Origin of the sequence: Gordonia hydrophobica NBRC 16057, assembly GCF_001592365.1 — a bacterium.
GTDB classification, from domain to species: Bacteria; Actinomycetota; Actinomycetes; order Mycobacteriales; family Mycobacteriaceae; genus Gordonia; species Gordonia hydrophobica.
In genome coordinates, this window is sequence record NZ_BCWU01000032.1 from 1 (window position 1) to 1,509 (window position 1,509).

Annotated in this window: 1 protein-coding gene; it reads left to right on the forward strand. The window is 60.4% G+C overall.

The genetic code is table 11. The features are described from left to right. Positions 1-513 precede the first annotated feature (513 nt). Positions 514-1,416: a transporter substrate-binding domain-containing protein gene (locus tag GH2_RS21080; RefSeq protein WP_084247688.1), complete on the forward strand. Its 903-nt coding sequence runs from the start codon at positions 514-516 to the stop codon at positions 1,414-1,416. The last annotated feature ends 93 nt before the right edge of the window (positions 1,417-1,509 follow it).

The following is a 1,509-nucleotide window of genomic DNA, read 5'->3' on the forward strand; positions in this document are numbered from 1 at the left end:
GTTTCAACACAAAAGCCAGAAAAACAGAACCTGACCAAATCCAAAAAACTGACATGGTAAAAAATTCATCCAAAAACTCACCAACCCACAAGGGTCGGCAAGCAAATCTGTCCAAAAATCTCCATGCCACAAAAAATCAATCTTGCGGCACAAGAAATCCAAAACACACTATCGAGTTCTCAAAGAACACACACCCACCAGCACCAACCAGACAACAACCCGGCCGAACTCCAGCAGACATCTGCAATTTCATGGTGACCACCTCGTGTTCGAGGCGACCTTTCCAGCCTACTGCACTTTCTCTTTCCGAAGCAAATCGGCTTCCGTGAAGAAGTTCGTTGTCGTTTCGGTCCCGAGGTGGGCGCTGAAGGCTTGATAACTATACGACGACCTCGAGTCGAAACTCCAAATCGGCCGGGGGTGTCGCTCGTCACTCCCGGGAATCGTCAAGCGAGCGCCGGGCGGACCGAACCCCGGTTCAGCACGCCTCCAACTCAACTACGCTCGCTGAGTATGACCGGTAGACGATCCCGATCTATCCCGTTGTCCCTCGTCGGACTCGCGACGGCGACTCTCGTGGTCGGCTGCACTGCGGGCGGTGAGCAGCAGACCGACCTGACGAGCACACCCTCGCGTTCGGCAGTGACTGCGGACCGTGAGTTGGCAGAGGCGGTCCCCGCACCGATCCGCTCAGCCGGCGCGCTCACCGTGGGTACCAGTGCGCCGTACGCGCCGATGGTCGTGGCGAGTGCTGACGGCACCCTCACCGGGTTCGACGTCGACGTCCTGAGCAATGTGGCCGCGGTACTGGGGTTACGTCTTGATCTGCGACAGACGCGCTTCGACCGAATCCTTCCGGGCGTCGTCGACCACGTGTACGACATCGGCTCACGGGGGTTCTTCGCCACCCTGGCCCGACAGCGGACGGTCGACATGGTGTCGTACTTCCGAGGTGGTACTCAATGGGCGCAGCGCGCGGGTGATTCGGTGGACCCGAACGATGCGTGCGGGCACACCGTCGCCGCCGCCAAAGGCACTGTTCAACAGACCGTTGAACTACCCGCCAAGAGCAAGGCGTGCGAGACGGTGGGAGCAAAGCCGATCAAGATCGTCGCCGCACCCACTCAGTCGGATGCCGTTCGAGCACTTCAGGAAGGTGGTGCCGATGCGATGTCCGCCGATTCCGTGGTGGTCGCTACTGAAGTGCACCGCAGCAACGGAGCTCTGACGACAGCAGGCGCTGTCTTCGACTCCCAGCCCTACGGTTTCGCAATCGCTAAGGGAGCGCCTCTGGGCGGCGTGCTCCGGTCCGCTATCCAGTTGCTCATCGATCGTGGCGTCATGGCGTCGATCGCCGAGAGGTGGGGACTGAACGGCCTGATCAAGACTTCGGTGATCAACGGAGCAACCATATGAGCGCCCGCATCCGTCGGCGGACACTGACGGCATTGGCAGTCGCGGGGGCACTGACCCTGTCGGGGTGCGGCTCCGCTGAGAAGGAGCCGGCCT

Bases quoted from the DNA above. Each gene is read 5' to 3' on its own strand.
- GH2_RS21080 (WP_084247688.1), top strand. From the start codon at position 514: ATGACCGGTAGACGATCCCGATCTATCCCGTTGTCCCTCGTCGGACTC.